Origin of the sequence: Corynebacterium sp. MSK012, from assembly GCF_030232435.1 — a bacterium.
GTDB lineage: Bacteria > Actinomycetota > Actinomycetes > Mycobacteriales > Mycobacteriaceae > Corynebacterium > Corynebacterium jeikeium_D.
Map to the genome: position 1 here is coordinate 63784 of NZ_JASPJU010000005.1, position 26776 is coordinate 90559.

Annotated in this window: 24 protein-coding genes and 1 tRNA gene; 15 read left to right on the forward strand and 10 right to left on the reverse strand. The window is 58.3% G+C overall.

The annotated features are described in order from the left end of the window. The first annotated feature begins 422 nt into the window (after window positions 1-422). From QP977_RS04300 to QP977_RS04310, 3 genes are read left to right on the forward strand one after another with little or no spacing between them, the layout of a single operon-like run. A complete protein-coding gene (locus QP977_RS04300) occupies window positions 423-2075 on the forward strand; it encodes an ABC-F family ATP-binding cassette domain-containing protein (RefSeq protein WP_049193109.1) in 1653 nt (550 codons plus the stop codon). Continuing rightward, on the forward strand, window positions 2072-3316 hold the full coding sequence (locus QP977_RS04305; protein WP_049193110.1) for an MFS transporter: 1245 nt from the start codon (window positions 2072-2074) through the stop codon (window positions 3314-3316). The genes QP977_RS04300 and QP977_RS04305 overlap by 4 nt, the downstream gene beginning before the upstream one ends. Then, the gene (locus QP977_RS04310) at window positions 3313-4299 is read left to right on the forward strand and encodes an IS481 family transposase (RefSeq protein WP_049193111.1); all 987 of its coding nucleotides are present in this window, start codon (window positions 3313-3315) and stop codon (window positions 4297-4299) included. The genes QP977_RS04305 and QP977_RS04310 overlap by 4 nt, the downstream gene beginning before the upstream one ends. A gap of 8 nt (window positions 4300-4307) precedes the next feature. Here the strand turns inward: QP977_RS04310 and QP977_RS04315 are convergent, their stop codons facing one another. Beyond that, window positions 4308-5201 carry a hypothetical protein gene (locus QP977_RS04315; protein WP_049193113.1) on the reverse strand — a complete coding sequence of 298 codons (894 nt, stop codon included), beginning with the start codon at window positions 5199-5201 and terminating at the stop codon, window positions 4308-4310. Between the two features lie 304 nt (window positions 5202-5505). Here QP977_RS04315 and QP977_RS04320 point away from each other — a divergent pair, with 304 nt between their 5' ends. The 9 genes from QP977_RS04320 to QP977_RS04360 all read left to right on the forward strand — a co-directional run bounded on the left by QP977_RS04320 (window position 5506) and on the right by QP977_RS04360 (window position 12590). Beyond that, window positions 5506-6042: a peptidylprolyl isomerase gene (locus QP977_RS04320; protein WP_369707163.1), complete on the forward strand. Its 537-nt coding sequence runs from the start codon at window positions 5506-5508 to the stop codon at window positions 6040-6042. A gap of 206 nt (window positions 6043-6248) precedes the next feature. After that, on the forward strand, window positions 6249-7373 hold the full coding sequence (locus QP977_RS04325; RefSeq protein ID WP_284847181.1) for a tyrosine-type recombinase/integrase: 1125 nt from the start codon (window positions 6249-6251) through the stop codon (window positions 7371-7373). 453 nt (window positions 7374-7826) lie between these two features. Then, entirely contained in the window at window positions 7827-8012 is a 186-nt protein-coding gene (locus QP977_RS04330) for a helix-turn-helix transcriptional regulator (RefSeq protein ID WP_284847163.1), read from the forward strand. Window positions 8013-8436: 424 nt separating this feature from the next. Further along, entirely contained in the window at window positions 8437-8775 is a 339-nt protein-coding gene (locus QP977_RS04335; protein ID WP_284847164.1) for a helix-turn-helix domain-containing protein, read from the forward strand. A 2-nt stretch (window positions 8776-8777) separates the two neighbouring features. Beyond that, window positions 8778-9143, forward strand: a complete 366-nt coding sequence (locus tag QP977_RS04340) for a hypothetical protein (RefSeq protein ID WP_284847165.1) — start codon at window positions 8778-8780, stop codon at window positions 9141-9143. Window positions 9144-9147: 4 nt separating this feature from the next. Then, the gene (locus QP977_RS04345) at window positions 9148-9453 is read left to right on the forward strand and encodes a hypothetical protein (protein ID WP_284847166.1); all 306 of its coding nucleotides are present in this window, start codon (window positions 9148-9150) and stop codon (window positions 9451-9453) included. Next, window positions 9450-10829, forward strand: coding sequence for a hypothetical protein (locus QP977_RS04350; protein WP_284847167.1), 1380 nt, complete (start codon window positions 9450-9452; stop codon window positions 10827-10829). Before QP977_RS04345 ends, QP977_RS04350 begins: the two co-directional genes overlap by 4 nt. Window positions 10830-11587: 758 nt before the next feature. After that, on the forward strand, window positions 11588-12043 hold the full coding sequence (locus QP977_RS04355) for a helix-turn-helix domain-containing protein (protein ID WP_284847168.1): 456 nt from the start codon (window positions 11588-11590) through the stop codon (window positions 12041-12043). Window positions 12044-12422: 379 nt separating this feature from the next. Continuing rightward, window positions 12423-12590 carry a hypothetical protein gene (locus QP977_RS04360; RefSeq protein ID WP_256890731.1) on the forward strand — a complete coding sequence of 56 codons (168 nt, stop codon included), beginning with the start codon at window positions 12423-12425 and terminating at the stop codon, window positions 12588-12590. Window positions 12591-13569: 979 nt separating this feature from the next. On the opposite strand, the gene QP977_RS04365 is transcribed toward QP977_RS04360, so the two are convergent. Then, window positions 13570-13815, reverse strand: a complete 246-nt coding sequence (locus QP977_RS04365) for a hypothetical protein (RefSeq protein WP_284847169.1) — start codon at window positions 13813-13815, stop codon at window positions 13570-13572. An 818-nt stretch (window positions 13816-14633) separates the two neighbouring features. After that, complete coding sequence (gene crgA / locus QP977_RS04370; RefSeq protein ID WP_005511903.1) at window positions 14634-14903, reverse strand: cell division protein CrgA; 270 nt, start codon at window positions 14901-14903, stop codon at window positions 14634-14636. Between the two features lie 135 nt (window positions 14904-15038). Here crgA and QP977_RS04375 point away from each other — a divergent pair, with 135 nt between their 5' ends. Beyond that, on the forward strand, window positions 15039-15710 hold the full coding sequence (locus QP977_RS04375) for an aminodeoxychorismate/anthranilate synthase component II (protein ID WP_048731900.1): 672 nt from the start codon (window positions 15039-15041) through the stop codon (window positions 15708-15710). Window positions 15711-15713: 3 nt separating this feature from the next. On the opposite strand, the gene pknB is transcribed toward QP977_RS04375, so the two are convergent. The 7 genes from pknB to QP977_RS04410 form a co-directional block, all read right to left on the reverse strand. Continuing rightward, window positions 15714-17777, reverse strand: coding sequence for a Stk1 family PASTA domain-containing Ser/Thr kinase (pknB, locus tag QP977_RS04380; protein ID WP_049172595.1), 2064 nt, complete (start codon window positions 17775-17777; stop codon window positions 15714-15716). Between the two features lie 53 nt (window positions 17778-17830). Beyond that, window positions 17831-19315, reverse strand: coding sequence for a serine/threonine-protein kinase (locus QP977_RS04385; RefSeq protein WP_069358903.1), 1485 nt, complete (start codon window positions 19313-19315; stop codon window positions 17831-17833). A gap of 2 nt (window positions 19316-19317) precedes the next feature. Continuing rightward, window positions 19318-20754, reverse strand: a complete 1437-nt coding sequence (locus tag QP977_RS04390; protein WP_284847170.1) for a penicillin-binding transpeptidase domain-containing protein — start codon at window positions 20752-20754, stop codon at window positions 19318-19320. Continuing rightward, window positions 20755-22116 (reverse strand): FtsW/RodA/SpoVE family cell cycle protein, encoded by a 1362-nt coding sequence (locus QP977_RS04395; RefSeq protein ID WP_083310511.1) that lies wholly within the window; start codon window positions 22114-22116, stop codon window positions 20755-20757. It lies immediately after the preceding gene. Then, window positions 22113-23447 carry a PP2C family protein-serine/threonine phosphatase gene (locus QP977_RS04400; protein ID WP_016421757.1) on the reverse strand — a complete coding sequence of 445 codons (1335 nt, stop codon included), beginning with the start codon at window positions 23445-23447 and terminating at the stop codon, window positions 22113-22115. Before QP977_RS04400 ends, QP977_RS04395 begins: the two co-directional genes overlap by 4 nt. Next, complete coding sequence (locus tag QP977_RS04405; protein WP_016421758.1) at window positions 23444-23905, reverse strand: FHA domain-containing protein FhaB/FipA; 462 nt, start codon at window positions 23903-23905, stop codon at window positions 23444-23446. Before QP977_RS04405 ends, QP977_RS04400 begins: the two co-directional genes overlap by 4 nt. 136 nt (window positions 23906-24041) lie before the next feature. Then, window positions 24042-24941: an FHA domain-containing protein gene (locus QP977_RS04410; protein ID WP_070439233.1), complete on the reverse strand. Its 900-nt coding sequence runs from the start codon at window positions 24939-24941 to the stop codon at window positions 24042-24044. Window positions 24942-25206: 265 nt separating this feature from the next. Between QP977_RS04410 and QP977_RS04415 the strand changes: the two genes are divergently transcribed. Together QP977_RS04415 and QP977_RS04420 are read left to right on the forward strand one after the other, a co-directional pair. Next, a tRNA-Leu gene (locus tag QP977_RS04415) sits at window positions 25207-25290 on the forward strand. Between the two features lie 632 nt (window positions 25291-25922). Further along, a complete protein-coding gene (locus tag QP977_RS04420; RefSeq protein WP_070827236.1) occupies window positions 25923-26738 on the forward strand; it encodes a hypothetical protein in 816 nt (271 codons plus the stop codon). Window positions 26739-26776 lie beyond the last annotated feature (38 nt).

Here is a 26776-nt window from a genome sequence, read left to right on the forward strand (position 1 = left end):
AGAAGGGGAGGGGGCAAGAACGCCGAGTTACTGACTGCGTTTATGACAAAAATGGCGTGAAAAATGGCTTGAAACTGTCATAAACTTGCACAGTTTCACATTTGCAGCCCGTCTTTCTGAAGTTGTCAGGTTTGCTGCTTAACCAAAAACGCCCGACCGCCTGCGCATCAACTGCACAGAACAATCGGGCGTGAAAAGGCTTTTGGCTATCTAGCTGTACTGACCGGGGACGTTAGTTGACTTGCGTGGCATCGCCCGGGCTCTGTATCCTCGGCCGCATGTACTCAGGCATCGCCTCGATGAAGCTGCGTTCCGTCCGCTGACGGCGGCGGGACCCCTTATGACCTCTCGTCTGCCGTCCTGGCCATCTGCCGGGCGGCCGCTTCGTGGTGCCCGGCTCCATGACGAGCTGAAAGTACGCAATGCCAACCACAGAACCTTTACGATCATGTGCCTGGATCGGGACATCCCAAGGGCCCGCTGCACACATCCGCGCTGAATCACTCCACCTGACACTCGGCGACAGGCCGCTGCTGAGTGGGACTGACGTCACCGTCTCCACCGGGTCGCGACTGGCGATCGTCGGCGACAACGGCCGGGGCAAGACCACCTTGCTCCATATACTGGCGGGGATCTTGAAACCCGACTCGGGAGTGGTGACCCGGGTGGGTTCCCTCGTCCTGGTCAAGCAGGACATGGCCACCGAGGGCGATCGCACGGTCGGTGACCTCATTGCCGAGGCGACCGCCCCATCCAGGGCCGCTCTGCAGGCCCTCGACGTGGCTACCGCGGCGCTGGCCGCGGGCGATGACGCGGCCGACGCTTATTCCGCCGCACTCGAGGCGGCCACGCGGCTGGACGCCTGGGATGCAGACCGCCGTGTTGACATCGCCCTGGCGGGCCTGAACGCCTGTAGCGACCGCGATCGGGTCCTGTCGACCTTGTCGGTCGGCCAGCGGTACCGGGTACGGCTGGCGGTCGCCCTCGGATCGACCCCTGACCTGTTGCTGCTGGACGAGCCCACCAACCACCTGGACGCTGCAGGGCTGTCCTTCCTGACTGAGCGCCTGCGGGACCACCCCGGTGGCCTGGCCTTAGTCAGCCACGACCGCGCCCTGCTGCGCGACGTGGCGACCAGCTTCCTGGACCTCGACCCGACCCGCGATGGCCTTCCGCGCACCTACGCGGGCGGTTACGAGGGCTGGATCGAAGGGCGGCAACGAGAACGGGCCGCCTGGGAGCAAGACCATGCCGCCCAGGTCGCCCGGCATCAGGAACTGACCCGCGCCGCCGCCGACGCACGCTCCCGCCTGTCCCAGGGTGGATGGAGACCTGAAAAGGGCACAGGCAAGCACCAACGTGCCACACGCGCTGCTGGAGTGGTCCAAGCCTTCAACCGACGTATCGAAGACCTGAAAAGTCATGAAATCGGCGTCCCGGCGCCGCCACTGCGTCTTGCGTGGCCCGCCTCGGCAACCCGTGCCGGACAGAGCATCATGAACGCCACCCAGGTTACTGTGAAGGGCCGATTGGACGCTCCGGTTTCGGTCGACGTGAACGGCGGTGACCGGTTGGTGGTCACCGGACCGAACGGCGCGGGAAAATCCACCCTGTTGGCACTTCTCGCAGGGCGGCTGGCCCCCACCACGGGACATGTGCGAGTTAATCCGAGAGCGCGCATCGCTCTGCTGTCCCAAGAGGTCCCCGACTGGGACCGCTCCAGCCCCGCACACGAGGTCTATGAGGCCTACCTGGCGAAGCTAGGCCGTCGAGCTCAGGCGCCGTCCCTCGGCTCGCTCGGGCTGCTCGAAGCCTCCGCAACCGGCACGCCGGTGGGGCGCTTGTCGCAAGGACAGCAACGCCGTCTCCACCTGGCCATGTGTCTGGCCCAGGATCCAGACCTGCTGCTCCTGGACGAGCCCACCAACCATCTGTCATCGAGCCTCGTCGACGACATCACCACCGAGCTGCTGCAGACCTCCTGCGCGGTGATCGTTGCCACGCATGACCGTCAGATGCTCCACGACCTGGCCGACTGGCCCCACCTGAACCTTGACCTGAAGGACATGCCATGAACCCGCTTCACCCCTTGACCATCCCCACGTACCGTCAGCTGTTCGCAGCGATGGTGCTGACCATCTTCGCCCAGGGTGCCTGGGCCCTCTACCTTGCCATGCAGACCCTCGACCTGGGCGCCACGCCAGCCGCCCTGTCGGGTGTCGTAGTCTGGAGCGGCATTGGCCTGCTTGCAGGATCCCTCCCAGCTGGCGTAATCGCAGACCGGTTCCCCAATAAGTCCGTCATCGTGAGCGTGCTCACCCTGAACCTCACCATCGCGACCGCGACGTCCACGGCAGCAATCCTCGACATTGTCACCTTCTGGATGCTCGCGGTCTCCGCGTTCATCATTGGCACTTCAACCGCATTCTTCTTCCCCGCCTACACGGCGCTGGTGCCAGTCCTGGTGGACGGCGACGACTTAATGGCCGTCAACGGCCTCGAAGGCGCCGCCCGCCCGTTGGTCGGACAGGCAATTGCGCCCGCCGCCGTCGGAGCGGTCATCGGTGCCAGCATGCCCGCCGCGGGCGGGTACCTCATCGCCGGCGCGCTCGGACTCGCCCTGATCGCCGCCCTGCGGCTTCCTGCCCCTTGCTCAGCCGAGACCGACGCCGAAGCTCCGGCCACCTCTGCGCTGCGGGACCTGCTCGACGGGTTCGGCTACGTCGCCCGCACGCGCTGGGTTCGCTCCAGCGTGCTGTTGGCGGCCGCCATGGGCCTGGCCGTGACCGGTCCGCTGGAAGTTCTCCTGCCCGCGGTCATACGCTCGACCCATGACAACGGTCCGGCTGTGTACGGAGTCGTCCTCGGAGTTCTGGGCGTCGGCGGCCTGGTGGGTTCCCTCGTCGCCGGCTCATGGCCCACCCCCTCACACTTCCTGCCCGTAATGGTCGGCGCATGGGTACTCGGCTGCCTTCCACTGGCCATCCCCGCACTCACCAACAATCCGTGGATCATCAGCGCCGGACTGGCGGTCTACGGTGCGTCGATCGGAGTCGGGATGGTCATCTGGGGCACGGTCCTGCAGGAACACGTACCGCTGGAGATGCTCGGCCGAGTCGCCAGCCTCGACTTCTTCATCTCCATCGCCTTCATGCCACTGTCCATCGCACTCACCGGACTCCTCAGCCGACACATCGCCGCTGCCAGCTTGTTCATCGCCGCCGGACTCGTGCCGCTCGCCACGACGATCCTCCTTGCAGTCCTGGGGCAACTCCGAACGCCGCGGACGACGCCCGTCGCAGCAGGTGAGGAGTGATGCACGCCAACGCCACCCTGACACCTCGCCACCGGCTCAAGGTGGCCCAGCTCGTCGTCGACGACGGTTGGCCCATCAGCGAAGTCGCCGCCCGCTTCCAGGTCTCCTGGCCGACCGTGAAGAGGTGGGTCGACCGCTATCGCGCCGGCGAGTCGATGCAGGATCGCTCGTCCCGGCCGAAGACCTCACCGAACAAGACGGACAAGGCGACGACGAAGCGGTGCGTCAGCCTGCGGATACGGCTGCGTGAGGGCCCCGTGCAGCTCGCCGCCCGACTCGGCATCGCGCCCTCGACCGTCCACCGCATCTTGGCCGGTGCCCGACTGAACCGGCTCTCCTACATGGACCGCGAGACTGGCGAACCGATCCGCCGGTACGAACACCCCCACCCCGGCTCCCTGGTCCACGTGGACGTGAAGAAGCTCGGGAACATCCCCGACGGCGGCGGCTGGCGCTACGTCGGCCGCCGCCAGGGCGACCACAACCGAACGGCGACACCGGGTAAGCCGAAGAGCAAGTGGCACAACCCCAGGCTCGGGTACGCGTTCGTGCACACCGTCATTGACGACCACTCCCGCGTCGCGTACACCGAGGTCCACGACGACGAGACCGCCGTCACCGCGGTCGGGGTCCTGCATCGGGCTGTGGCGTGGTTTGCCGATCGCGGCGTCGCCGTGGAGCGGGTGCTGTCCGACAACGGTGGCGCCTATCGCTCGCACCTGTGGCGGGACACCTGCGAGGCCCTCTCGATCACCCCGAAGCGGACGCGTCCGTACCGGCCGCAGACCAACGGCAAGGTAGAGCGCTTCCACCGGACCATGGCCGACGGGTGGGCCTACGCCCGCTGCTACACCAGCGAGCAAGAACGACGCGACGCCCTGCCGGATTGGCTGCACCAGTACAACCAGCACCGCCCGCACACGGCCTGCGACAACCAGCCGCCGTTCTCACGATTGATCAACGTCCCCGAGCAGTACATCTAGCCGCCTATTTACTTCTTGCGAGCCTGACCCGGCTTCGGAGCCGGCTTGGACGGCTTGGAAGAGATCTTCTTAGCGTCGTCAGCGTTCTTCTTCTCGGTCTTGACCTCGTCGACCTTGATTTGAGCCTGCTTGGAAGCCTCTGCGGCCTTCTCCTCAGTGGTCTCCTTGGCCTCAGCAGCCTTGTCCTTGGCCTCGTCGGCCTTGTCGGCTGCCTTGCCCTTTACCTCTTCAGCCTTTTCCTTAGCCTCGGAAGCCTTCTCTTCAACGGTCTCCTTGACCTCTGCGGCCTTCTCTTCGACCTTGTGCTTAACTTCCTGGGCCTTCTGCTGGTACGGAGCTGGGTCAACCGGGAGCTTGTCGTCCTTGCGCAGCTTCCAAACAATGACACCGACGATTGCTGCAACAACAGCGAAGACCAGGGAAGCGGTTGCGATGCGACCGTTCTTGGCGCGCTGCTCTTCCTTACCGGTTACCTTGTCGATAGCCTTCTGGGTACGCACCTCGAGGTCCTTGCGAGCCTTCTTGGCCTTCTTTTCAGCCTTCTTAGCCTCGCAGCGAGCCTTGCAACGGGTCTTCTTGCCCTTGCGCTTAGCGTCCTTCTCGGCCTGCTTCGCAGCCTTCTTAGCCTGCTTCTTGGTCTCCTTGGACTTCGTCTCAACCTTGCCGGTCAGTTCTTCGGCCTGCTCAGCGAGCTGATCGCGGGCGTCGGAAACCTTTTCCTTAACGTCTTCCGCCCAATTGGTTGCTGCGTCCTTTGCTGCCTCGTTCTGTGCAGCTGCCACCTTCTTAGCCTCCTGCATCGTGTCGTAGAGCTCTGCAGCCTTCTTGTCCCGGTAATCCGAGTAGCTGTCGTAAGCGGACTTCAGTCCCTTGACAGCCAGCGAGATTGCGTTGGGGTTCATGACTCTCCTTTATTAGTGCGTCGCCAACAGGCATCGCCTTTAATTCTCAATCAATGATTAATACTGCTGCGGCGCCAGTGCCTCTGAGACCAAGATGCTTCTAAGTCCAAGAGCTAGGGCCCAGATAGGCCTAGCGCCGAAATATTTGCAGCAGGCTCACATTCCAGCTTAGGCACTATTTGGCCTCCATGGGGGTCAACGAAGAACTCTTTTCCTTATCTTGAGAAACATTTTCGCTGGTTTCTGCCACGGAGAAACTCACCAGTAGGAGCAATTGGCCACCAAGGTCGGTATCCTAAGGAACGTGACTATTAAGACTGCTACTGCAACTGTGCACACCAACCATGGCGATATCGTGATTGACCTGTTCGGCAACCACGCGCCGAATACCGTCGACAACTTCATCGGCCTGGCAGAAGGCACCAAGGAGTACAAGGGGCAGAACGCCTCTGGCACCGAGTCCGGCCCGTTCTACGATGAGGCCATCTTCCACCGCATCATCGCTGGATTCATGATTCAGGGTGGTGACCCGCTGGGCACCGGCACCGGCGGCCCGGGCTACATGTTCGACGATGAGATTCACCCGGAGCTCCAGTTCGATCGTCCGTACCTGCTCGCTATGGCAAACGCCGGCAAGCGCGGCGGCCGTGGTACCAACGGTTCCCAGTTCTTCATCACCGTTGTTCCGACCCCGCACCTCAATGGCGCTCACACCATCTTCGGTGAGGTCGCTGATGATGCCTCGAAGAAGGTTGTCGACGAGATCGCTCGTGTGGCTACCGATCACTGGGATCGCCCGCTGGAGCCGGTCGTGATTACCTCCATCGACATCGAGAAGTAATCCGCTAGATTATGTAGATTGGAGCCCTCGGTAGTTGTTCTACCGGGGTTTTCCTTATTGTCTGTGCTGGTCAGACACTTATTAGTCTACGTCAGGTTATGACTAATATGCCACCTGATACACTCTGATTTGTCACGAATCTTGTCACGACTTGTCACGAATCTCGTCACGCGCGGTAGGCACGCACGTCAAAGGAGACGTTGACAATGGCAAAGAGAATCAGCAGCCCTAAGCAATTGCCGTCCGGGTCGTGGCGCGTTCGCTACACATACCGGGGTAAGTCGTACTCAAAGACGTTCGCCCGCAAATCCCAGGCGGAAGCATGGCGTGAAGCGGAAGAGCGCCTATTCCTGTTTGATGAATGGACCCCACCGCAGCAGCGGGAGCAGGCGAAGAAGCGCGCGAAGATGACCGTCTCGGAGTTTTACGAGACGCTTCCGGAAAAGCGCCGGTGGGAACGTAGTACCCAACTCACCAATAACAGCATGTTCAAAAACGACATTCAGCCGGTGCTTGGTGATAAGCCGCTGCAGTCCATTACGAGCAATGATGTTCGTGATTGGTACTTTTCCATGCTCAAAACCCATAAGGGCCGGGATAAGTGCAACCGGGACACATATCAGCTACTGGCAACGATCTTTAGCCAGGCGGCGCGCGAAGAGCTGATTGAAGTTTCCCCGGTCAATATTGAGGGCGCTAGTAAGCAACCACCGGCGAAGAAAGAGCAAGAAATCCCGACACCGGCGGAGTTCGCAAAGTTTGTCGCTAAGGTTCCCGCAGCCTATAAAGCCCCGGTTATTATCGCTGCTGGTTGCTCGTTCCGTATTGGTGAGTGGTGTGAGCTCCGGCGTAAAGATGTTGTTCGCGATGGGGATGTGTGGCGGTTCCGGGTGCAACGTCAGTTTTCGAGCGAGACCCGCTCGGTGAAGCACTATTTGAAATCAAAGCGGAACAGGTGGGTGACTATTCCGGATAGTTGTGTTCCGGCGTTGCGGCAGCACATGGAAAAGTTTTCGCAGCCCGGCCGTGAGGGGCTGCTGTTCCCCAATGAGAATGGGAGCCGGGTGGACTGTGGCCGGTTTAATCAGATGTTGAAAGATGTGTGTGAAGAAACGCTTGGACACACGAACATTCATTCGCATATCTTGCGGCATTACGGTGGAACCGAATTCGCGCGGGCCGGTGGTTCGTTGGCGGAAGTCATGGCGCGACTCGGCCACAGCACTGTGGCGGCGGCGTTGAAGTATCAGCACGCGTCGCAGGCGCGCGATATTGAGGTTGCGAACCGAATCGTCATGCCGTTGGTGAAGATTGATGACGTGGCGGCGTAACGCTTAGTTTGTTTGTTGTTATCCCCTGTTCGGTTAATTCCGGGTGGGGGAACTTTTTTGTGCAACTATGCGGCCTATAGCCAAAAAGTAACGCAAATTGCCCCGTTGTTTTATCTCTGTGTAATCAATGTTGTGCATAAGGATTTTGCAAAGTTGACGGATAAGTATTTTCTCGTCGTATTCCTTAACGTGATTGTGCTGAATTCCCCTGTGGATATTCCTTATTTTCCTTAACATGGCTGTGGATAATTCCAGTTATCCACAGGATAACTAATGCGGAAAAGTCTCTGAACAGCGGGTTTGGTGTTCGTTACCATGCCTGGACGCGCCGTCGTAACGTTGCTCATTGGCAGAGTGTTGTAACGTCCTTTATGCACTCATTGGTTCACGTATTGCCTACCGCGCGAATGGGTGCAATGACAGGTTCTAACGCTGACTCAGGGAGGAGAAAAAATGTCAGCACAACCAAAATCCCGATGGGTTTCTGTATCAGGAATCGCCGAAGAGTACGGTCTGTCAACACGGACCGTGTACCGACTCATTGACGATGGAAAGATCGAAGCGTCATACGTCACGCCCCGCGCCCTCCGGGTTAATCGTGAGTCGATGGAAGCGTTAATTGAACGCAACGCGGCCTAGAGGCAGGAGTGTGAAAACAATGGCTGATTCCAACCGTCCAAAGACAGACCCAAAGGTGTTGGACTTCCTCGCAGAGTTCAGCACCACAGGACAGCTCCCAACGAGCATAAGGGGGTTATGCGGCCTGGTGGTGGATCTACCGGCGGGCAATGGGTTTCGGAAGATTATTCGAATGGGTGACATGACTCCCGAAGATTTTTCCGCAATCGCACGTGAGATTCAGGCGGGCATGTATAGGAGGTGTGCCTAATGACGAAGAGTGTGGACGTAAAGAAAACCCCCGTGCTGCAACACGGGGGAGACGACGAAATTTATAGCGGTTCCGTCGTTGCCTACCTTACGTTCCGGCTCGGTGATGTTCACAACGAAGTTCAAAGGAATCTTTGTGATGTGGCAGCAGCCACGCAGAATGTAGGTGAGAAGTATGGCTACACAGAATGAACTTGATGACATTCTCAGCCGCATTAAGCAGTTGAGCCTTAAGGAGCAGCTAACCCTCGTGGTGAGGGTGCTGGAAGATGTGCAGGCGAAGATTACGCGTGAGACTCGCACAGCCCGACGCGCCTGGCGGGGTAAGTCTCGCGAGTTGGGCACGGTCGGGGAAGCGGCGGAGTATGCGGCGGTGAGTGAGAAAACTATTCGGCGCATGATCAACGCCGGGGAACTGACTGGCTATTACCCAACGCCGCATGTTTTGCGTGTGGACATGTGTGAGCTCGATGAGTTTGTGGAGTCCCGCGCCACCCGCAAGGTGGTGGCATAACAATGACCACCAACTACACCCCAGCCGATTCACTGGCCTACCTCAAGGAAAACGGGCTAATCGACGCGGCCATAGAAGCGCTGTACACACTCTCAGACGATATGAGCGCGCCCGAACAGGCAGACCTTGCGGTAACTGTTCTGGAAACCCTGCAGAAGATTATCGCGTATGAAGTCCGGGTACACCGGCTTGATACAGCCACGCACTACAGCAATGACATCCCCCTGCGTGTTACCGGGCTAGAGCCGTATGAAGAAGTCGATACCGACGGCGTGCGGCATACAGGAGTACGCCCGTTCACCACCTGTATGCACCCCAGTGGTGCGGTAACCCACCCGGCTATCGACAACGGCGGGGAGGTGGCATAACCTCATGACGGAAAAGACGAACCCCACGCCGGACAAGCGCGGGGTATTCGCAGAATCGACTTCTAACTTTATCACCTATCAGCAGTTAGCCGTATGTTTTGGCTACTCGAAAGACATGCGGAAGTGCGCCCGCGAAGTCGCTGGGAAACTCGCAGCGATTGAGCAGTTTGGCAGCGTGGATATGAGCGCCTGGGAGTCATCGCTAACCGTCCACGAGTTGCGGCTGTTGTGGGAACTGGCGGAACCACGGCAGCGCCGGGCGATTAAGGAACTGGCAGACGTGATTAAGCACCGGGATGGTGTGGCATGAGTAATCAGCGAACACTCTACACACTGGACCGGCTACAGAATATCGAACCGCTGGAATACCAGGTGTTCACCTCCTCGCAGGCAATGAGGAAAATCTGGCACAGGAGCATTGCTCGGCGTATGAGTCCGTGGGGAGTGCTGGCAAACGTGCTGGCATATGTCAGTGCGGCGATTCCCCCAATTGTTCAAACCCCACCGATTCTTGGCGGCTACGGATCACTGAATCTTTTGGTTGGTCTAGTCGGTTCCTCGGGGGCGGGTAAAGGTGCGTCGCAGGCTGTAGCCCGTGAGCTCATGGAGTTCAAACTGTATGACCGGGGCGGCCTGGATGTTGATATTGAGGAGTTTCCGCTAGGCACCGGCCAGGGTGTCGCACAGGTGTTTAAGCCACCGACTAAAGATGAAGATAGGCCACAGGTTGACCGGGCCCTGTTCGTCGCAACCGAAATTGATGGGCTGGCAGCAAGTACTCAGCAACGCGGTGCAACGATTATGACTGTGCTCCGTCAGGTCTGGTCAGGAGAAAACCCCGGGGCCGTCAACGGTAGCCGGGAGACTACCCGCAATATCCCGGCCCACTCATACCGGGCTAGCCTGCTGTGTGGCATTCAGCCGGAACGGTCGGCGGCACTGCTCAATGAGCATGAGTTAGCAGGCGGCACTCCTCAGCGGTGGTTGTGGTTGGAAGTAGCCCGCTACCCGCGCAGGGAGCGCCAGGCTGACAAAGACCTATCCGATGGGCCGCTAACTGTGGTGATTCCGAAGACCTTTGCCCCGCCGGAGTCGAAAACACAGCAGCACCCTAAGCCGGTGGCCATTGACGTGCCGGAGGAGGTAGAAGAAGAGACAGATGAGCTCTATTACGAAAACCAACTCAAAGATGACGGCTCGGTTCATACACATCGGAACCTAACTAGAATCAAGGTCGCGTGCCTGCTGGCAGTGCTCAATGGCAGCGACAGCAACGGACGCATTGCGGTAACCCTCGATGAATGGCACATAGCGGGCCTGATTATGAACAAGTCAGATCAGGCGCGGCAGCGTTGCGAGACAGCGTTAAAGGCAGCAACGTCACGGGATAAGACACGGCGCATTGTTGAAGACGAAGTAGCGCGTGATGACGCGTTACGGCAGACGGCAATCAATTGGGTTCGTCGCAGGGTTCAACGTGGAATGTTTGACGATTGGGTTATCGGCGGCGCTGCACGCAATAAGGCTGATAGTAAGTTGCGTGGCCAGTTTCCTGACGCGCTGCACTACGTTGTAGACCGTGAAAAGTTATTGGAGCGTGTGCCGCTGATGGATCGCAGCGGAAAGAATCAGGCGCTCGATAAGGATGGGTTGCCTGAATATCAGTACCGGAAGTTAGGCAGGTAGCTGGATAGGGGTGGGGCTCCAATTCCCCAACGCCCCAACCCTGGTCAGCGGGGGTTTTGCGCCCCCAAAATATGGCCCCAATCCTCCAAAACCTACATAGCCACCTCGGGTAGTTTGGGGTTTTGGGGCACCAGTTTGGAGCCTAAAAACATGCCCTGACCTGCATTGGGGTTTTGGGGTTTTGGGGAACGGGGTACAAAACCGCCCGGCGCGCCGGGCGGTCCTGAGGCTAAAGGCCCCTGGGGGCTATCCCCTCCGTGAGAATAATCCCGGCCCCCGTCGGTGTAGGCGTGAGGGCCGGTTACGGGTCTGGAGTTTCACACCCCAGGGGGATAACCCCCGGCCCCAGGGCATGTGTCGCCCGGTTGGCAATGGCGCTAGGGCTGCGCCTGGCCGTGGGATTCCAGGCCCAGGGGGTGACCCCTCCCCAGCCTGCCTTGTCGGCCGGAAGGCATTGCTGCGCCGTTCCTGTACGGGTTTGAGCATTTCCGCACTTTTCCGGTGAGTAACAGCAGATAGCAGCGTGAGACGGTTCAACGCCACGCGAAAACGTTTGCGAAGTGAACTAATATGAAAACATGATGGTTCACACCACAAACACACCTGAACGGCAGGCCATTGAAACCAGACTCACCACAGCACTAACCACTATTGCGCGCCTGGCAGAAAACCTTAATGACCTTATCGGCGGTCATGGCCGTGTCGCTAGGTTCGGGGAAATCAGGCGGCGTAATCCGCGATCAACACCACCGTGTAACTTGAGCTGGTTGCAACTCTCCATTGAGCTGCAGGACCTGCTCAAGTGTGGTGTGCTGCAGGCGCGCGCTGACGGTATTACAGGCGTTCCACGCGATCGCAGCGGTGAAGCACTTGCTTGGTGGCTCGCAGACCACAGTAGCCAGTTAGCAGTCTTACAGTGGGTGGGCTCCTCCTCCTGGTGGTCCTTGCGTTCAGGTAGTAACGGCGTTAGTTGGCTCGATGAAGTGGAGTTGTATGCCGATACCCTGCAGAACGCTATCAACCCACCCGAAAAGTACCCACCAGCAGGCAGCACGCTAGAGGTCGCAACCTGGTGCGATGTGTCTGCTACCTCGGTCCGCAATTGGCGGCGCGCTGGAAAACTACAAGGGTTCTGGAATGGCAAAAAGTGGACCTACCGAACTGCCGATGTAATGGCGGTCAAAGAGATGATGGAGCAGCGCCAGGCAGGGTAGTCGGCACCGGATAAGCCGGGTGAGTGCTGCAGTCCGTACTCGGTGCACGTGCCCTTGAGATGTGCAGCCCCCGGAAATCTTAGGGCGGTGGCTCGCCCGCGACTCTCTCGGCTCCTGGTGCTCGCTTGTCTCTCTCTCCTTTTGTTTTGTGGTGCTAATTAATTAGATGGGGAGGTAGCCCTGGCGACGCTCACGGCGCTAAAGGGCACTGCATAGCTGCAGTACCTCCCCCGGTGGCTAGCGGTGTCGAACGGGCCCAAAAACAGGGGCCGGGTCGCTGCTACTCGGTGGCGATTACTGCTGGTTGTGAGGTGTTTCTAGGGTGTGGCGTGCCGTAAACTATCGGTGTCAAAACGTAAAGGGCATATGAGGTGTTTGCATGAAGTTAGAAGCTGACAAGTGGCAACTGCAGTTTGATGAGCTCACGGCGCTGATCCGGTCGCTGGAAGCAATGGAGCCTAAACCGGCGAAAGAGATTGTGGCGGCGTATGCGCAGCGGGCGCGTGCGATTGAGCAGCTGGAAAAGTCCCCGTTTGGCAAGCGCTAACAGGTGGGCGACGCTTAAACCTAAGTATTCTGTCTAGTCTTAGATTTCCCTCTAGACGGTATGGTTAGAGCATGGGCAAGGGATTAGGCACTACTCAGCGGGCAATACTGACAGCACTACGCACACACACTTACACAGAGCTGCAAAAATGGATAACGGCCCACCCCGGCAGGCAAGAGGTGTTTCTATTGCCCATGTTGACCGCTGAGGTCGCAAAAGCCGTAAACCGTTCACCCCGGCAAGTGCTGCAGGCTATGGAGAGCTTAGAAAAGCGGGGGCTAGTTGAATCCTCCCTGTCATGGAGTGAATGGGTACCCACTAAGCGACGCACCGCGCCGGGCCGTGACCGTATCCCGCTAGAGCTCATTGACCAGGGGGCTATACGGCGGGCTGTGGCCGCGGCGGAAGAGCAGCTGCAGGGTTGGATACCCCGCTATACGGACCGCTGGGGAGAAGAGCATTACCCGGACAAAGTGCGGGTTACTATTCAAGTCTGGAATGAACGATATGGCGGCGGCTCGGTGATTGAACGGCCGGTTATGTCTCGGGTGTTTTCGGCTGTTCTGCCTACTGGGGTGCGTGTCGAAGATATTGGGCCAGCGTGGGTAGGGGAGTTCGGGGATTAGCGCGCGGTAATCCGCATGCCGGGTTATTCTGTCGGTGCCCCTGTTGACTGTGAGACTATGGCATTGGCCCTACTGCTGGCAGCGCATCCCCCCCTGCGTGCTGGTGGTAGGGCGCTTTTTGTCTCGGTGAATTTTACGCCGGTGTAAGATTCCGTGCGTGTGGGGCTTACCCTCGTTGACCTGCGCAAAACCCCTGTTCACAAACGCATTCTAAGGCGTTGAACGACGGGAGCACGTACCCTAACGCCCCTTAATCGCTTACAGGGCGTTCTACAGCACCGGCCCCAACCTGCGATTATGTAAAAACCGGGTGATTCTTACACTTAGCATGGCCGGGCCGGTCGCTTAATGACTTAGCTGTTGTTGGTATCGCCCGGCGCGGCTCGGTGCGCGTCACGGGCGGCCTCAAGAGCCATTTGAACTTCCTTGTGTGTGTCACGGCCTGCGATACGGCTAAGCGTGTCGGTGAGGGTGTTCACATGCTCAATGGTGAGCGGTGCGCCGTCGTTGATCTCGTCGGCTAGTGGGAGCTCGGGGCAGACGATACTCACGGTGAGTTCCTGCAGTTCTCGGAGCGCGTGGGCGGTGTAGGTGGACATGCTTTTTCCTTGCTGTTTTCGTGCTGTGTGATGGTGGTCTTGTCACGAACCTTGTCACGGCGCACGGTAGACGGGTTGAATACATGCGCTGACCAGCGGTGGAGTGAATAAGGGGAAAAATCTTTTAGCTTCTACGCTCTTTAACCCGTCCGGTTGTTCCGGGCGGGTTTTTTCATGCCCATTTTCGCTTTACGACGGCCCGTAACTTCAATGTTGTGTTTAGGGGTAGTGGGGGTAGTAGCACATCGTGTTGATTCTCCACATGTCCACAGCCCTGTGGAAAAAATACTCCACTGTTCACCTAGGTGAACACGGGCCAAGAAGCACGTTACGGGTTCCAATTTTCACAAATTACAACAATTCACAGTTGTCCACAGACTTGTGCACATGTGTGGATAATTCCATTCTTGTAATTTACGAACCAGCGTTCGAAAGTGGTCGAACTCCGCAGAATATTGGAGTTACGCACAACTTGACTTGCAACTATGTTACTTGTTCACAGAGTTATCCACAGGCTGTGGATACTGTGGACACAGGGGATAGAACCAAAGTTGTCATGCTTTACGGTTTCTGTCACGTAACCCGTGAGAAATTTGGGACGAAATCTCTCCACAGTTATCCACAAATTACATGATTGTTACACAGGTTTCTGTGGATAACTTTTTTGCGCGATCAGTAGGAGGGAAATCCTCATTCGTCGAAAAACGTGTGGGAAACGGGTGTACTGACGGGGGTGAATTGACCTGGGTTTTTAGGTATGAAAAAAAGGCGCATCCAAAAGTGGATGCGCCTGAGGGGGTGCGATGTATTAGAGCTGACTAACGCCAACCCATAGTCATCAGCAGACCAACAATGAAAAGACCAAAGCCGATGACGTAGTTCCATGCGTTCAAAGTCACCATGAACGGAATATGCGGACCCGCGATGTAGTTGACCAGCAGCCAGCCCAAACCAATCAGCATGAACCCGAACATCAGCACCTTGTACCACACCGGCGTCTGAGTGCTGTTGATTTTGACCGGGGTACGGCTGACGGAGGAGCCACCGGATTGTGGTGAATTAGTGCTTTCGATCTTTGCCTTAGGCATAGCGCTTTAAACTCCTTAGGTTGTGGTCAGCAGGTTGCGATCAGCGCGGTATCTACACTCCCGCGGTATATGCATAATTGTAAACTTTGCATCCGAACTTACCAGTGAAGTTCGCAGGCAGTAGAATTCCCAGTTATGCAGATTCTCGTCGTCGATAACTATGACAGCTTCGTATTCAATCTGGTCCAGTACATAGGCCAGCTCGGCGAAACGGTTACTGTCTGGCGCAATGATGATGCGCGTCTCCGCGATGTTGACGACGTCGTAAAGCAATTTGATGCAATCCTACTGTCGCCCGGTCCCGGTGAGCCGTCTAATGCGGGGTGGACAGAGGACATTATTCGCGCGGTGAGCAGGCAGGACGAGCCGACACCGGTGTTGGGTGTGTGCTTGGGTCACCAGGCGATTGGTGAGGTCTTTGGTGCGCAGGTCGTGCGTGCCGACGAGCTGTTGCACGGCAAGACCTCCCCGGTCACTCATGACGGCACGGGTGTTCTGGCCGATGTGCCCAGTCCTTTTATTGCCACGCGCTACCACTCGTTGACGGTGGATCCGAAGACACTGCCGGAGGAACTCATTGCCACGGCATTCACGGATTCGGGCATGCTGATGGCGATGCGCCACCGCGACCTGCCGATTCACGGCGTGCAGTACCACCCGGAGTCGGTACTCACCCAGTACGGGCACCGCATGCTGGTCAATTGGCTGCGGCTGGCCGGCGGTGAGTACACCGAGGAACTCCTGGCGGAGTTGGAAGAGCAGCAGGCCGTGTACCAGCGCGCCTTCTCAGACGTGCTGGCACACTAGCCGCTAGTTAGGCAGCAGATCCGGCAGCCTTATGGGAGGTTCCGGAGCAGGCCGTTCCTCTGAAGAGCTCTCCGGGGCAACCCCCAGCCGGTAGACGCGCAGGGTGACCTCGCCGTCCTTGTTGAGCTTGGAGCCGGCTGACGGGTTGGCCTTCTCCACGTGGTCGACCTTGGACAGATCCAGCGTGGTGACTTCCTCGGTGCGGATAGTTCCCTCGAAGCCGGCATTGGTGAGTGCCTTCTCCGCATCACTGCGAGTCTGGCCCTCAACTCGTGGCATCTTAATTTGGTTGCCGCGCGAAACGTGCAGCTCGACAGTCGTTCCGACGGTGAGCTCCGTGCCCTTCTGGGGAACCTCAACAACGGTTCCCTGTTCCTCAGTGGAGTCAACCTCCACCACCTCGACAACGAAACCAGCGGATTCGAGGGTCGTGCGGGCGGAATCCAACCTCTGACCAGTGACATCCGGAACAGTCTTGGTCTCGATACCGGAGGAGACAGTCAAAGTTACGCGGGTTCCCTTCGACACCTGAGAACCGGCAGCTGGAGACTGCTCGATGACATTGCCGCGCGGAACGTCCTCACTCGGTTCCTCTTGCAGCTTCGGATTGACGACAAGCCCCGCCTCCTCGAGCAGGCGGCGAGCTTCCTCTGCCTGTTTGTCGCGTACATCCGGCACATTGGTCAACTCTGGGCCCGAAGATACGCGCAGCTTGATACGAGATCCCTGCGGCAACCCCGATCCGACACCCGGTTCGGTGGCAATCACCGTGTCTCGGGGCACATCTGGGTTCGGCTCGTCGACGCGGTTGACCACGAAACCAGCCTGCTCGAGAACCTGCGTTGCCTCATTGACATTTAGGCCCTCGACCTGCGGAATGGCGACGGTCTCGACCTCGGTGGACGAGTTGAAAAGCTGGTAGGCGCCGTAGCCGACACCGCCGAGAGCGACCAGCGCAGCAGCCGCCAGTGCGACAGTCTTTCCTGCGCCACCCTTCTTTTTCTCAGGCTCGTCAGTGTTAGCGATCTGAGCAGGGGCTTCCGGCTGGGCAGCCACTCTCTCCGGTTCCGGAGCCGGAGCCGGAGCAGGGACAGCGGCCGGAGTTGCCTGCTGCGCAGGGGTCACCCGGGTCTCAGCATCCGACGGAGTTGCCGGAAGGAATTCGGTGGTCTTCGCGTCGTCGTCATGCGCGCCGTGGTGCGCCAGCGCCAACGGATCCTCGCCGCGTGCAAGACGACGCAAATCCTGGGCGAAGTCCTCTGCAGAGTCGTAGCGCTCCATCGGATCCTTGGCCATCGCGGTCAACAACACCGCGTCGAGGGCCTGAGCCGTGTTCGGGTCGGTGTTGAGCTTCCCTGAAGGCCGCGGCGGCTGGTCCTGAACGTGCTGGTAAGCGACAGAAAGAGGGGTTTCACCGGTGAATGGCGGGGCGCCCGTGACGGCCTCGAAAAGTACGCAGCCGACAGCGTAGATATCGGAACGGGCGTCGGCGGTCTTACCGCGCGCCTGCTCCGGCGAGAGGTATTGCGCGGTACCCAGCACCGCCGCAGTCTGCGTCATCGTGGTGGAATCACCGAGCGCGCGAGCGATGCCGAAGTCCATCACCTTCACCTTGCCGGTGTTGGTCAGCATGATGTTCGCTGGCTTGATGTCGCGGTGAATAATGCCCGCATGGTGGGATGCCGTCAGCGCATCACACACCGATGCCATGATCGATGCGGCTTTCTTCGGGTCGAGCCGCCCCTCACGACGAACAAGATCACGCAGGGTCTCGCCCTGAATCAGCTCCATGACAATGAAAGGCACGCGCCCCATCGGGCTATCCGTCTCGCCGGTGTCGTACACCGACACGATCGACGGGTGATTCAGCAGCGCTGAGTTTTTCGCTTCACGACGGAACCTTGCGAGGAAGTTCTCATCCCTGGCAAGGTCGGCCCTCATCATCTTGACCGCGACAGAGCGACCGAGAACAGTATCTTCAGCGCGGTAGACATCGGACATGCCGCCAACGCCAATGAGCTCGCCGAGCCGATAACGGCCGGAGAGGAGATCGTCATTGCCAGACATTGTTCGTCAGTCCCTTCGGAAGGATTTCCACCAAAACATCTTGTACCTGAATATTACTGTGCATCTGGAGTCCCCAAGGTATTACCGGAGTCATTTCCCAGGGGCAACTGAATACCGGGCAGAACGCCGTCACTGGAGTCGTTGCCATTGTCGTTGCCATTGTCGTTGCCCGAATCCTGAGTCGGTTCGGACGTATCCGGAGCGGTCTCGCTGGTGTCCTGCTCAGTGGAGCTGTCAGAGGCACCGTCATTGTTGCCGCCGTAGTTTTCCCCAGAGTTGCCGCCGTCGTTATTTCCCCAGTTACCGGAATTGTCTCCCGACCAACCGTAACCAGAACCGTCGTTGGGGTCGGTGTTTTCCTCTGTGGTTTGCTGCTGTGACTGGTTCGGAATGTACTGCTCCAAGTTCGGAATGGTTGGCAGTGAACCGGTAGTCGACAGCGAATAGACGACCGCGATAGCACCGGCCAGCAACACTAGCAGCACCAACAGCACAATGCTGCCGCAGCCACAACCGCAGCCACTGCGCTTCTTTGCCGGCTTACGCTGTCGGGCGGGTTGCTGCGGTGGCCGCTGTGGCTGCTGCGGTGGCTGCGACACCGGCATGGGCGGTCGCGTCATGGCACCGAGTTCGGTGGTCGCCGGGTTGGCAGCGTTGGATTGACGGTGCACCGTTGGGGTCACACCACGCGGCTGCGGTGGGCGGTGCCCCGCGCGCACTCGCAAAACAGCCTGTGCCAGCTCACGGCCATCGGCATAGCGACGCTGCGGATCCTTGCGCAGCATAATGCCGATAAGTTCGCGGATATGCGGATTGACCGTCGGCGCCAACGCAGGTGGTGCCTCGTTGATGTGTGCCACGGCAACCGCGACGGTGGAGTCGCCCTGGAAGGGCCGGGCGCCGGCCACCATTTCGTAGGCGACACAGCCAAGCGAGTAGATGTCTGTCGCCGGACTCACCTGTTTGCCCTGCGCCTGCTCCGGTGAGACATACTGCGCGGTACCGACGACCATGCCGGTACGCGTCAGAGGCACCGCTTCAGCGGCTTTGGCAATGCCAAAGTCGGTAATTTTCACCGTGCCCTCCGGCGTCACCAGGAGGTTGCCTGGCTTAATGTCGCGGTGGACAAGGTTCGCAGCGTGAATTGCCGACAGGCCGTGTGCAGTCTGCTCCAGAACGTCGAGCATCAGGTGCTCTGGCAGGGTGCGACGCCGCTGCAGCACCTGCGACAGAGATTCGCCACGGATGTACTCCATGACGATGTAACACGCGCCGTGGCTGCCGATGTCGCCTTCCTCGTAGGTGACAATCTTCACCACGTTTGGGCTGTTGACGCTGCGCGCAGCGGCGGCTTCGTTCTGGAAACGCTGCCGGAACTCGTAGTTGTCCGAGTACTCCTGGTTCAGAAGTTTGATTGCAACCAGTTCGCCGCTGGTGGCGTCGTCGGCAAGCCAGACGGTGGACATGCCGCCACGGCCGAGCAGACGGCGGACGTGATATCGGTCGCCAACGATGTCTTGAACTTGGTGGGCATCCATGCTTATCGACCCGCCTGTTCGACCGCGTTAATGAGTGCACGGCCAATCGGGGCAGCAACGGAGGCGCCGGTAGCGCCCTGGCCCTGGCCGCCACCGTTTTCCACGACGACAGCCACGGCGACATCGGAGTCCGGCGCGAAGGCGATGTACCAGACGTGCGGTGCGTACTCGCCGCGGACAGCACCGTGTTCGGCGGTACCGGTCTTGGAGGCAATACGCGAACCGTTACCGCCCGAGTGCAACTCGGAGCCGCGCATCAGCTCAGTTACGGTCTCCGCGACCTCCGGCGAAATCGCCTCGCCGGCTTCAATCGGCTTAAAGGACTTGATTTCGGAGAGGTCGGCACCGCGCACCGATTTGATGATCTGGGGTTCCATGCGCACGCCGCCGTTGGCAATCGTGGCGGCGATGATGGCGTTGTCCAGCGGCGTGAAGGACACGTCGCGCTGACCAATGGAGGTCTGACCCAGCGAGGACTGATCCGGAATATCACCGACAGCGGAGGGCTGAATCGGCAGGCCCGCGTCATCGTGGGTCTCACCGATGCCGAATCGCTTAGCGACGTCCTTGAGCGCATCGGCCCCGTACTGCATACCGAGCTCAGCGAATGCCGTATTACAGGACTGCGCGAAAGCCTGGCGGAGAGTTGTAGTAGCCCCACCACAGGTCGAGCCACCGTAGTTCTCCAACGTAGTGGTGGTATCCGGCAGCGTAATCTGCGGTGCGCCAGTGACTGAGGTGTCCGGGGAAGCGCCTTGCTCCAGTGCCGTGACCGTGGTCAACACCTTGAAAGTGGAACCCGGCGGCAGCGGACGCTGAGTGGCGTGGTTGAGCAGCGGTGCGCCCTCATTGTTATTGAGGGACTGCCAGGTACTCTCGTCGCCGGCGGCGATGTCATTCGGGTTGAACGACGGTGTGGAGGCCATCGCGAGAATTTCACCCGTCGATGGGCGAATGGCGACGGCGGAGCCGACGTAGCCGCGTTCAGCGAGTTGTTGGTACGCAGTCCGCTGAGCGTTCGGCAACAGCGTCAGCTCCGTGGAGGCCCCAGAGGGTTCCTTGCCCGTGACCATGTCGAGGGCGCGGGAGGTAAACAGCGAAGGGTCGCTGCCGTTCAAGATCTCGTTCTGAGAGCGTTCGATACCGGCCGAGCCGTAGATGTCCGACAGGTATCCGACCACCGCGGCATATGCCTCCGGGTCGGTGTCGTAGCTGCGGTCATAGAAGCCGCTCTCGCCCTTGACCGAGTGGGCCAGAATGTCGCCGTCAGTGGTGATTTGGCCGCGAGGTTTGGACTTTTCCTCCAGGAACTGGCGGCTATTCAGCGGATTGTGGGCGTACTTATCCTGCTGGAAGCCCTGGATGTAGGTCAGGTTCGCCAGTAGAAGAACGAAGAGTCCGAGAACGACAACAAAGATTTGGCGAATGGTTTTATTCATCTACTGGTTCACCTCCTGAGATGCGTTGGCATTGTCGTTGAGGCCCGAAGGGCTGCTTTGAATGCCCCAGGGGCGGTTGGCCTCGTCAGAGACGCGCAGCACGATGGCCAACATGATGTAGCTGGCCAGCAGTGAGGAACCACCGGCTGACATGAACGGAGTAGTCAGACCTGTCAGCGGCATCAGCTTGGAAACACCGGCTGCAACCACGAACAGCTGAATGGCCATCGAGAATGCGACACCGGCCGCCAGCAGCTTGCCAAAGGAATCACGTACCGCCAAGCTCGCCGAAATACCGCGGGAAATCAGAATCGCGAACAGCAGGATGATGGCACTCAGACCGGTAAAACCTAGCTCTTCACCAAAGGCCGAGAGGATGAAGTCAGAGTGTGCCACCGGAATGTTCTGTGGGTAGCCCTGGCCCAGACCGGTGCCACCGATGCCACCCCAGCTCATGCCGAACAGACCCTGGGAGAGCTGATAGCCGCCCTCGTCGTAGGAGCCCAACGGATCCAGGAAATGCGTGACTCGCGCCTGAATCTTGTCCGAAACCATGTAGACACCGACAACGCCGACGGTCACCAGCACCATGCCGATGATCAGCCAGGAACCGCGACCGGTGGCAGCGTAGAGCATTGCCAGCACAGTGCCGAAGAGCACCAGCGCCGGGCCAAAGTCATTCTGCAGAGCCATGATGACGGTAGCGATGCCCCAGATCAGCAGAATCGGACCCAGGTCGCGAACACGCGGGAAATCAATGCCCAGGAAACGCTTGCCCGCCACATTGAACAGCGAGCGCTTATTCACCAGCAGCTGAGCAAAGAAGATCAGCAGCATGACCTTGGCAAACTCACCCGGCTGCATGGAGAACGGGCCGATGGAAATCCAGATGCGGGCATCAGCATTAATCGACGACGGCCACACCAGCGGTAGCGCCAACAGAATCAAGCCGCCGAGACCCAGCAGATACGAGTACTGCGACAGCGAGTGGTGGTTGCGCAGCAGGACAATCACGCCGATAAACAGTGCGACACTGAGTACGGTCCACATGATCTGGTTGCGCACCAACGAGGTGTCATTGGCCAGGTCGAGGCGGTGAATCATCACCAGCCCCAAGGCGTTGAGCGTGGCCGCAACCGGCAGCATCACCTGATCGGCGTTGGGTGCCACAAAGGTCAGCGCGATATGCGCCACTGCAAAGATCACAAAGAATCCGCCAATGATGTAAAAGACATCTGCGGTCAGAGAGTTGCCCTGAGCCAGTTCCAGTGAAATTAGTGCCAAAAGCAACAATCCTGCCGACAGCAGCAGCAGGAGCATTTCCTTCATCCGAAGCTGTCGCTTCGTGGTAGTTTCACTCATTTTCGCACCTGCCTACAGTTGACTCCTGGCTTCGAGCCCAGCTTTTCATCCTTCTTGTCATCGTCGGAAACGGACAGACATACCGGCAGTGCCGACTCCGCCAAACGGCCAATCTGGTCGCTGACACCGTCGTAGGAATCAGCCGGCAGACCTTCCAGCGAATTGCGTGCCGCCGGTGAGAGATCTTCCGGCGTCATGATGTGGCAGTCGACCTTCTCCTTCGGCGTCCCAGCCGGAGGAAGCTGAACTTTATTGTCATCGGTCAAACAGATGAACTGATGTGGCTCTTGCAGATCGAAGCCCAGCAAACTGCCGGGCACGCCGTGCATCAGCTGCACCTGCCCGTCGACCACCGCGAGATGGTACATCGACTCCTTCTTCTGCCAGCCCCAAATACCAAGGCCGACCAACCCGGCCACCAGCACCAGCACCACAGAAATAACTAGCCACTTGCCCTTGGAAGCTTTCTTCTCCGGCGCCGAAGTCACTGCAATTTCCTGCGACTTCCGCGGGCGGAGTGCCGCCGCGCGTCCCGCTGACGTATTGGGGCGGGGGAGTTCCTCCTCCGCACTCTGTAGGGCACCGGCCAGGGCGGGCTCGTAAGGCGTGCGTGCCGACGAATCGACAACATCGGCAACCACCACGGTGATGTTATCCGGACCACCGGACTTCAACGCGTAGTCAATGAGCTTGGTAGCGGCCTCGTCCGGAGTGCCCTCCGAGAGCACATCCTTGATGGTGTCCGCGGACACTGGATCGGATAGACCATCCGAGCACAGCAGGTAGCGATCGCCCTCGTGAACATCGCGATAAGACAAAGTAGGCTCCACCGGGCGACCGGTGAGAGCCTTCAAAATCAGTGAGCGCTGAGGGTGAATTGCCGCTTCTTCTTCGGTGAGATTGCCCTCATCCACCAGGGACTGCACATAGGTGTCATCCCGGGTAATGCGGATGAGCTCCCCGTCGCGCAGCAGATAGCCACGCGAGTCACCGACATGGCACATGCCCAGGCGGGTGCCGTCGAAAAGCAGAGCAGTCAGCGTAGTGCCCATGCCTTGCGTAGAGGGGTTCTGCTCAATTTCATCCGCGATGGAGTTATTGCCCTCCATGCAGGCGCTGCGCAGGGACTCGAGCAAATCGGGGCCGGGCTGATCATTGTCCAGCCGAGAGACGGCCGCAATCATCAGCTGGGATGCGATTTCTCCGGCGGCGTGGCCACCCATGCCGTCGGCAAGCGCGAGCAGACGCGAACCCGCATAGGCGGAGTCCTCGTTGTTCTGTCGGATGAGGCCGCGGTCAGAGCGGGCCGTGTAATTCAGAGCAAGACTCATGGTTGCAACCTCAAAGTTGTACGGCCAATACGAAATTCCATACCCGAAGCCAGGCGTTCCGGCTGTTCCACGCGCTGGCCATTGAGGAATGTGCCATTGCGGGAGTCCAGGTCCTCCAGGTACCAGATGCCGTCGCGGTTGATGACGCGAGCGTGCTGGCCCGAGGCGAAGTCATCGTTGAGGACGAAGGCATTCGACTCTGAACGGCCAATAGTGATGTCGCGTTGGTTGTTTAGGTTCATGCGCGAACCCGCCAGCGGCCCGGAGGTGACAAGGAGCTGATGTGGAGTCTGCGAGCGCTGGAAACGCTTGGCCGGAGCACTGCTGGCCTGCCGAAGTGGGCGCAGCGGAGCCGAGCCTGTTGTTTCTGTACGCAGGGTGCGAAGCGTCATCCAAATGAAAAACCACAGGACGACCAGCACGCCGATGCGCGAAAGCAGAAAAACGATAGCTTCCACGTCCGAGGAACCTCCTTATGTAGAGCTGGTGGGTCCGCAAACCGAACACACGGACGTAATTATTCCAGGAATGTGTCGGCAAACCTAGGGCAGTGGCATGTGAACCTGGTGAACCTCACTACTTAGCGAATCTGAATCAGCGAATCTGAACTTCGAGAACAGAATGCCCCAGCGAGATTTCGTCGCCGTCAGCCAGCAGCCAGTTCTCAATGGGTTCGCCATTGACAATGGTGCCGTTGGTCGAATGCAAATCGACGAGCACAGCGTCCTGGCCGTCCCACGTGATCTCGGCATGCTGGCGGGAAACACCAGTATCCGGGAGACGGAAGTCGGAAGCGGTGCCGCGGCCGATGATGTTCGAACCATGGCGCACCTCAAATACGCGCGAGGAGCCGTCCTGCAACAGCAGGGTGACGGTCTTTTCCTGGGACTGGTCTTCGCCCACGGTCGCGCTGCTCAGCTCAGTTGCAGCCTCTGGGTCGACCGCGGGGATGGGGCGGGAAGCGGTGGGGAACTGCTCAGCTTCAGGCTGCGGGTGGTAGGCGGCAGAGGTCTCTGCAGCTTGGGGTTCATCATCGCTTTGCGACGGGGCTGCGTCAGTGTTGGCATCATCGGCACTGTCCTCGAATGGGGCGAACTCCGAGGTGCCCACGGTGTCCTCGGTGAAAGTGCTGGCCGTCTTCAACTGGCCGGTGTGGAGAGACTCCACTGCCTGCAGGTGGACGCTAATGGAACCGGTGAAGCCCCAGCCGTTGTTACGGCAGTAGCGTGTCATGCGGTCAGCCAACTGATTCGGCAGGTTGGGCTCGGACGCAGAAAGGTTCTTGTAGTCGGCAGCGCTGATGCCAATGCGGAAATCATTGGGTGCCAAGTACTGACCGTTGGCGTCCTGCATCAGGAAGTCTTCAATTTCCTGCTTCAGGCATTCTTCTAACTCATTCGGGACAACCTTGCCGCCGAACACGCGCGCAAAGCTGTTGTCGAGCCCGCGCTGAAGCGAGCTATCGAGCTTGCGGATGCGTCCTAGGAAATCCATCTGACTAAAGAAATTCGCCTTCTCCCGCCAAACCGCGGCGGGTTACGTGAAAAAAATGTGCACAAAAATTATCGATACTTAAGCAACAGTATAGAGCCCTACACCTTCAGTTAAGGGCTAGGAACTGCTGAGGTTTATCAAATAGTGACGACGGTTGTGGGGGAAGTTGCTATTGCTAAGTGCTGAAAAGTGGTGAAAAACGCGCGCTGGCCTGGGGATTTGGTGGTGTATTAGCGCGGGGTGTTATAGTTCTATTCGTTCCCACGGGCGAGTGGCGGAATGGCAGACGCGCTGGCTTCAGGTGCCAGTGTCCTTTACGGACGTGGGGGTTCAAGTCCCCCTTCGCCCACAGTGAAGATCCTCGGAAGTGTAAAAGCTTCCGAGGATTTTTTGTTTGTGGTGGGGGTTAGCATGGGGGTTGGATTGAAGCAGGGGCGGATGCTGAGCCGAGGTTGTTGGCTTGTCCTGTAACCCTCCTTTAACCCTGTCCGGCACTTATGGCCAGGTTTCGGGGACTTGTCGATGGATTCTCCTGACTTATCGATGGTTTTTCGGCACTTATGCGCACGCTGTGGGCCAGGCTCTCTCACTTGTCGATGCGCTATTCACTTGTGGACACGCTGTAGCGCATCGATAGGTGAATAGCGTGGCCATAAGTCGTCGGATGCGTGGGCCAGCGAGCATTGCAGCCAGCTCGCGAGAAGAAATGTAGAAATCTCAAAACTCATTTTGTATTGAAAGTAGAAGAAAACTTGAATAGTTTTGAGATGAGCATGAGGGCGGTCGGCCCCCATCTGCGACATTGGTATAGCGGTGTTCAGTCATGAATTTGGCTCACGGCCATATTTTAACGATTGTTTGGTACCTGTTTATATCGTGAAAAATCAACTCAAGAATGTGTAAGAAATATTAAGAGAGAGCTTGCATGGTGAGGAATCTTCTTCCGAGGAAAGCCTGTCAATTCATAGTCGGAATGTAGGCATGAAAATTATATTTAGAGCAATTCTGGTTACCGCAATTATTCTTGAAGCAGTTCTTTTCCTTCTTATGAATGTGGTATCTGGTTTGCCGGGTTGGGTATTCCTGTTACCACTTGCCGTGGTGGTTGCGGCTTTTCTCTTACTGTTTGGAGGTATGTGGCAAGACTATCTCAGAAATGGCAGGTCATGGGCTTCTTCGCTGTCCGAGACGTCAAAGAAATTTGGCGTACCTCGAAAAATACTAGCGTTACTCGTTTCGGAAGTTGGTTCGCTGCTAGCTGCTTTCACCTTTTTTAAGCCTCAGAGAAATGTCGACAGTGAAGTCAGATCCTTCACAGCATATAGAAACCTTCGAACTGTTGTTTTTATGATACTGGCGCTGAGCGTTGCAGAAATAAGCATAGTGCATTTTGCTATTTCTAATGCGTTTTGGCGATATTTATTGCTGGTAATTAGTGTTTATGCCGTAGTTCTTTTATCTGGATTTTACGTAACTGTTCGGGATCATCCACATCTAATGACACCGCAAGGACTCGTACTGCGAAATGGGCGAAGGCTTATTTGCGAAATTCCGTGGTCACACTTACGTCATGCGAGCTCCGTAACGGCAGGTGAAGGAGGGGACGTAGCAATTGACGAGCACGGCAATCTCAGGGTGCCTGTTTTGAGTGAAGTGAACGTCAAGTTAGAAGTCGATTCGCAGGTCGTGGCAGAAGATCTTTACAAGGGACCAATGATGGTTTCCTCGATTGAGATTTACTGCGACGACAAAGACACATTCCTGCGTGATCTCGCTGAGGAAAGGAATGCTCATTAAGTGCTTGGCAGCTTCCAGGGCTGGTAATCAACCCCGAC

Coding starts and splice junctions, on each gene's coding strand:
- QP977_RS04395 (WP_083310511.1), bottom strand. CDS start 22,116: ATGAGTGAAACTACCACGAAGCGACAGCTTCGGATGAAGGAAATGCTC.
- QP977_RS04325 (WP_284847181.1), top strand. CDS start 6,249: ATGGCAAAGAGAATCAGCAGCCCTAAGCAATTGCCGTCCGGGTCGTGG.
- QP977_RS04390 (WP_284847170.1), bottom strand. CDS start 20,754: ATGAATAAAACCATTCGCCAAATCTTTGTTGTCGTTCTCGGACTCTTC.
- QP977_RS04340 (WP_284847165.1), top strand. CDS start 8,778: ATGACCACCAACTACACCCCAGCCGATTCACTGGCCTACCTCAAGGAA.
- QP977_RS04335 (WP_284847164.1), top strand. CDS start 8,437: ATGGCTACACAGAATGAACTTGATGACATTCTCAGCCGCATTAAGCAG.
- QP977_RS04360 (WP_256890731.1), top strand. CDS start 12,423: ATGAAGTTAGAAGCTGACAAGTGGCAACTGCAGTTTGATGAGCTCACG.
- QP977_RS04350 (WP_284847167.1), top strand. CDS start 9,450: ATGAGTAATCAGCGAACACTCTACACACTGGACCGGCTACAGAATATC.
- QP977_RS04410 (WP_070439233.1), bottom strand. CDS start 24,941: ATGGATTTCCTAGGACGCATCCGCAAGCTCGATAGCTCGCTTCAGCGC.
- QP977_RS04305 (WP_049193110.1), top strand. CDS start 2,072: ATGAACCCGCTTCACCCCTTGACCATCCCCACGTACCGTCAGCTGTTC.
- QP977_RS04365 (WP_284847169.1), bottom strand. CDS start 13,815: ATGTCCACCTACACCGCCCACGCGCTCCGAGAACTGCAGGAACTCACC.
- QP977_RS04345 (WP_284847166.1), top strand. CDS start 9,148: ATGACGGAAAAGACGAACCCCACGCCGGACAAGCGCGGGGTATTCGCA.
- QP977_RS04400 (WP_016421757.1), bottom strand. CDS start 23,447: ATGAGTCTTGCTCTGAATTACACGGCCCGCTCTGACCGCGGCCTCATC.
- QP977_RS04315 (WP_049193113.1), bottom strand. CDS start 5,201: ATGAACCCCAACGCAATCTCGCTGGCTGTCAAGGGACTGAAGTCCGCT.
- QP977_RS04420 (WP_070827236.1), top strand. CDS start 25,923: ATGAAAATTATATTTAGAGCAATTCTGGTTACCGCAATTATTCTTGAA.
- crgA (WP_005511903.1), bottom strand. CDS start 14,903: ATGCCTAAGGCAAAGATCGAAAGCACTAATTCACCACAATCCGGTGGC.
- pknB (WP_049172595.1), bottom strand. CDS start 17,777: ATGTCTGGCAATGACGATCTCCTCTCCGGCCGTTATCGGCTCGGCGAG.
- QP977_RS04385 (WP_069358903.1), bottom strand. CDS start 19,315: ATGGATGCCCACCAAGTTCAAGACATCGTTGGCGACCGATATCACGTC.
- QP977_RS04330 (WP_284847163.1), top strand. CDS start 7,827: ATGTCAGCACAACCAAAATCCCGATGGGTTTCTGTATCAGGAATCGCC.
- QP977_RS04375 (WP_048731900.1), top strand. CDS start 15,039: ATGCAGATTCTCGTCGTCGATAACTATGACAGCTTCGTATTCAATCTG.
- QP977_RS04300 (WP_049193109.1), top strand. CDS start 423: ATGCCAACCACAGAACCTTTACGATCATGTGCCTGGATCGGGACATCC.